This window comes from Bergeriella denitrificans NBRC 102155, assembly GCF_001592185.1.
Classification (GTDB): domain Bacteria; phylum Pseudomonadota; class Gammaproteobacteria; order Burkholderiales; family Neisseriaceae; genus Neisseria; species Neisseria denitrificans.
In genome coordinates, this window is sequence record NZ_BCWL01000161.1 from 1 (window position 1) to 4,933 (window position 4,933).

Annotated in this window: 4 protein-coding genes; all 4 read left to right on the forward strand. The window is 57.0% G+C overall.

Annotation, left to right across the window (positions count from 1 at the left end):
• The first annotated feature begins 211 nt into the window (after nt 1-211).
• The 4 genes from rseP to BDE01S_RS08285 all read left to right on the forward strand — a co-directional run bounded on the left by rseP (nt 212) and on the right by BDE01S_RS08285 (nt 4,901).
• Nucleotides 212-1,552: an RIP metalloprotease RseP gene (gene rseP, locus BDE01S_RS08270; protein ID WP_066080045.1), complete on the forward strand. Its 1,341-nt coding sequence runs from the start codon at nt 212-214 to the stop codon at nt 1,550-1,552.
• Between the two features lie 4 nt (nt 1,553-1,556).
• Entirely contained in the window at nt 1,557-3,965 is a 2,409-nt protein-coding gene (bamA, locus tag BDE01S_RS08275) for an outer membrane protein assembly factor BamA (protein ID WP_066080036.1), read from the forward strand.
• 90 nt (nt 3,966-4,055) lie between these two features.
• Nucleotides 4,056-4,568 carry an OmpH/Skp family outer membrane protein gene (locus BDE01S_RS08280; RefSeq protein ID WP_066080039.1) on the forward strand — a complete coding sequence of 171 codons (513 nt, stop codon included), beginning with the start codon at nt 4,056-4,058 and terminating at the stop codon, nt 4,566-4,568.
• 21 nt (nt 4,569-4,589) lie between these two features.
• Nucleotides 4,590-4,901: a hypothetical protein gene (locus BDE01S_RS08285; protein WP_066080042.1), complete on the forward strand. Its 312-nt coding sequence runs from the start codon at nt 4,590-4,592 to the stop codon at nt 4,899-4,901.
• Nucleotides 4,902-4,933: the final 32 nt, after the last annotated feature.

Consider the following 4,933-nt stretch of genomic DNA (forward strand, 5'->3'; position numbering starts at 1 on the left):
TTCGACTAATTAAGTTCTTCGACTATAGCATTTCTACTTTAAAATGCTACGGAAGCCACCTGCGCCGTTTTCAGACGGCCGGACTGCTGCCAAAGCCGTCTGAAAACGGGCGCGTTGCCGATATTCCGTTCTGATTTTCAATGATTATAAAATCGGATAAACGCCGCAGATGGGCGTATTTCATTCCGACATACCGCTATTGGAGCCTGCTTTGACCACACTTATCGCTTTTATCGTAGCGATTTTGATTTTAGTCAGCCTGCACGAGTTCGGCCACTACATTGTGGCGCGTTGGTGCGGCGTGAAAGTCGTGCGTTTTTCCGTCGGCTTCGGTAAGCCGTTTCTGACCCGTAAGCGCGGCGATACCGAGTGGTGTCTCGCGCCCATTCCGCTGGGCGGCTATGTGAAAATGGTGGATACGCGCGAGGGCAATGTGGCCGAAGCGGATTTGCCTTATGCCTTCGACAAGCAGCATCCGGCCAAAAAAATCGCCATTGTCGCCGCCGGCCCGCTGACCAATCTGCTGCTGGCGGTGTTGCTCTACGGCCTGAGTTTTTCCTTCGGCGTAACCGAAATCCGCCCTTACGTCGGCATGGTCGAGCCGGCCAGTATTGCCGCCAAAGCCGGTTTCGAGCCGGGCGACCGCATTCAAAGCGTGAACGGCGCGGCGGTGGGCGACTGGGGCGACGCGCAGACCGAAATGGTGTTGAGCCTGGAAGCGGGCAAGGTGGATGTGGCCGTATTGACGGCTTCCGGCGCGGCTGCCGTGCGCGTGATTGACGCGGCCGGCACGCCCGAAGCAGGTAAAATTGCGAAAAACCACGGCAACATCGGCCTGTGGCCTTTTAAAATGACGACCACATTGGGCGCAGTGTTGCCCGACAGCCCCGCTGAAAAAGCCGGCCTGCAAAAAGGCGACCGCTTAATCAGTGCCGACGGGCAGTATCTCGATACCTGGGCGGAGTGGACGGACGTGTTCCGCAGCAGCCCGGGGCGTAAAATCGAGGTGGCCTACGAGCGCGACGGCGAAATGCATACGGCAGCCGTGCGCCCCAATACCGAAGAGCTGGCCGACGGCACGCTGATCGGGCGGGCGGGCGTAGCGCCGGGGCGCGATGAAGCATGGGATAAGGAAGTACGCCGCGAATACCGGCCTTCCGTGACCGAGGCGTTCGGCATGGCTTGGGACAAAATGACCGGCTATGCGCTGACCACGGTGCGCTTTTTCGGCCGTCTGCTGACGGGCAATGCCTCGGCCAGCCATGTGTCCGGCCCGCTGACCATTGCGGATGCCGCAGGGCAGTCGGCGGCCATGGGTCTTCAGAGTTATTTGGAATTTCTGGCATTGGTCAGCATCAGCCTCGGCGTGTTGAACCTGCTGCCGATTCCTGTGTTGGACGGCGGCCATTTGGTGTACTATACCGCCGAATGGATACGCGGAAAGCCGCTGAGCGAGCGCGTGCAGGCCGCCGGCCTGCGCTTCGGCTTAGCAGCCATGCTGCTGCTGATGATGCTGGCTTTCTTTAACGATATTAACCGTTTGTTTGGATAATTTTATGAAATTGAAACAGATTGCTGCTGCATTGACGGTATTGGGCCTGTCGCCTTTGGCGTTGGCCGACTTTGCCATTCAGGACATCCGCGTGGAAGGTTTGCAGCGTACCGAGCCGAGCACCGTGTTCAGCTATCTGCCGGTCAAAATCGGCGACAACTTCAATGACGAGCGCAGTCAGGAAATCATCAAGCGGCTGTATGCAACCGGCTTTTTCGATGATGTGCGCGTCGAAACCATGGGCAATCAGGTGTTGCTGACGGTGGTCGAGCGTCCGACCATTTCATCGCTGAATATCGACGGCGCGAAAGTGCTGCAAAACAGCGACCTCAAAAAAAGCCTGGAATCTTTCGGCCTGGCGCAGTCGCAGTATTTCAACCAAGCCACGCTCAACCACGCCGTAGCCGGCCTGCGCGAGGAATACATCGGTCGCGGCAAGCAGTCGGTGAAAATTACGCCGACCGTAACCAAGCTGGCGCGCAACCGCGTGGCCATCGACATCGTGATTGACGAAGGTCCGACCACCAAAATCTCCGATATTGAGTTTGTGGGCAACAAGCATTATTCCGACAGCCGTCTGAAAAAGCAGATGACGCTGAGCGACGGCGGTATGTTTACCTGGCTGACCCGCAGCAACCAGTTTAACGAGCAGAAATTCGCGCAGGATATGCAGCGGATTAACGAGTTTTACCAAAACAACGGCTACTTCAACTTCCGCATTTTGGATACCGATATCCAAAACAACGAAGACAAAACCAAGCAGACCATCAAGGTAACCGTCGATGAAGGCGAGCGCTTCCGCTGGGGCAAAGTCCGCATCGAGGGCGACACCCGCGAAGTAACCAAAGAAGAATTGTCCAAGCTGCTGAAAATGAAAGAAGGCAAATGGTACGAGCGCGCGCAGATGATGAACGCGCTGTCGGCCATTCAAAACCGCATGGGTTCGGCCGGATACGCTTTCAGCGAAGTGAACGTGCAGCCTATGCCGAATCCGGAAACCCAAGTGGTGGACTTCTTGCTGCACATCGAAGCGGGGCGCAAAGTGTATGTCAACGAAATCAACATCACGGGCAACAATAAAACCCGCGATGAAGTGGTACGCCGCGAATTGCGTCAGATGGAGTCCGCTCCGTATGATACGTCCAAGCTGCAACGCTCCAAAGAGCGCGTCGAGCTGCTGGGCTATTTCGACAACGTGCAGTTTGATGCCAAACCCGTTCCCGGCACGCCCGACCAAGTGAACCTCGACATGAGCCTGACCGAACGCTCCACCGGCTCGCTCGATTTGAGCGCGGGCTGGGTGCAGGATACCGGTATCGTCGTCTCCGCAGGCGTGGCGCAAGACAACCTGTTCGGCACGGGCAAATCCGTTTCCGCCCGCGCCTCGCGCAGTAAAACCACGCTCAACGGCTCGCTGTCGTTTACCGACCCGTATTTCACACCCGACGGCGTGAGCATGGGTTACGACCTTTACGGCCGCAAATACGACCCGCGCAAAGCATCGTCCAGCGCCCGCCAGTATCGAACCCAAACCATCGGCGGCGGCCTGCGTATGGGCGTACCGGTAACCGAATACGACCGCGTGAATTTCGGCTTGGGCGCAGAACACATGACTGTCGATACCTACGCGCGCGCGCCTAAGCGTTACCGCGAATTCATGCAGGAGCATACCGGACAGGAATACGGCAGATGGTCGGGTATGCTGTATAAAGGCAATATCGGCTGGGGCCGCAACAAAACCGACAGCGCCCTGTGGCCGACGCGCGGCTACATGACCGGCGTGAACGGTGAAATCACCCTGCCGGGCAGTAAGCTGAAATACTACACACTGACCCACAACCAAAAATGGTTCTTCCCGCTGTCGAAAGACTTCACGCTGATGCTCGGCGGCGAAGTCGGCTACGGTAACGGCTACGGCAAAGAGAAAAGCATGCCGTTCTTTGAAAACTTCTACGGCGGCGGCCTGGGTTCCGTGCGTGGCTACGAAAGCGGCACGCTCGGCCCGAAAGTGTATGACGAAGAAGGCGCGAAAATCAGCTACGGCGGCAACAAAAAAGCCAACGTATCGGCCGAGCTGCTCTTCCCGATGCCGGGCATCAAAAACTCGCGTACCGTACGTCTGAGCGTGTTTGCCGATGCCGGCAGCGTGTGGGACGGCAAAACCTACGACGACAGCAGCAGCGATTTGTACTTCAACACCGATCTGACGGAAGCCCAACGCGTACAAAATGTGTACGGCCGCGGCTCGGTACACCGCTCGACCTTTAAAGAAGAGCTGCGCTACTCCGCCGGCGCCGCCGTGACCTGGCTGTCGCCGCTGGGTCCGATGAAGTTCAGCTATGCCTACCCGATTAAGAAGAAAGAAAGCGACGAAATCCAGCGCTTCCAATTCCAACTGGGTACGACATTCTAATCGGAAGGCCGTCTGAAAATGTGTAAGCGCGTGCGGCAGCACGGATGCCGCCCGTTTTCAGACGGCCTGACACGGATGCAAGGAATTACCATGAAACCCGTTTCCTTTATTTTACGCAGCGCAGCCGCAGCCGCCTTGGGCTTGGGTCTGATGGCGCAGGCCGCCGCCGGGGAAGCCGTGCAGAAAATCGGCTTCATCAACACCGAGCGCATCTATCTCGAAGCCAATCAGGCGCGGAATATCCAAGCCACGCTGGAAAAAGAGTTCGGCAGCCGCCAAAAAGCCTTGCAGGCGCTGCAAAAGCAGGGCATGGATTTGGAGCAGAAGCTGAGCGGCAACAAGCTCAAAGGTGCCGCCCGCGAGCAGGCGGCCAAAGAGTGGGGCGATTTGGTGCAGCGTTTCCGCCGCGAGCAGGCCGAGTTTGCGGAAGACTACAATCTGCGCCGCAATGAAGAATTTGCCGCCCTCCAGCAAAACGCCAACCGCGTGATTGTCGATTTGGCCAAGCGCGAAGGCTACGATGTGATTTTGCAGGACGTGGTGTATGTCACCAGCAAATACGACATCACCGACAGCGTGATTAAGGCGCTGAACGCGCGCTGACGCAGGGCGTGATTTCCGCGTATGTACACCGTTATCTTCCTTTCCCTGCTGAGTAACGCGTTTTTCGTCTGGCTGCTGTTTTACAGCCACCGAAAAGGCGGCCGCTGCATTTTGAACGTCGGCCTGTTTTTTCTGCTGGTCACGCTTTTGGTGTTGGTCATCATGTTTATCCGCACCTATTACGGCAGCCTGCCGGTCGGCATCAGCGAGCAGGCATTTGAAGAGCGCAACGAAAAAATCGAATGGCTGCTGGCGATTTTCGGCTTCGTGCCCGCCGTGTTTACGGGCAATATGATCAGCAAGGGGCTGGATATTCTGTATCCGCGCCAGTAGCGTCGGAGAAATGAAATTCTGATACAAGGCGA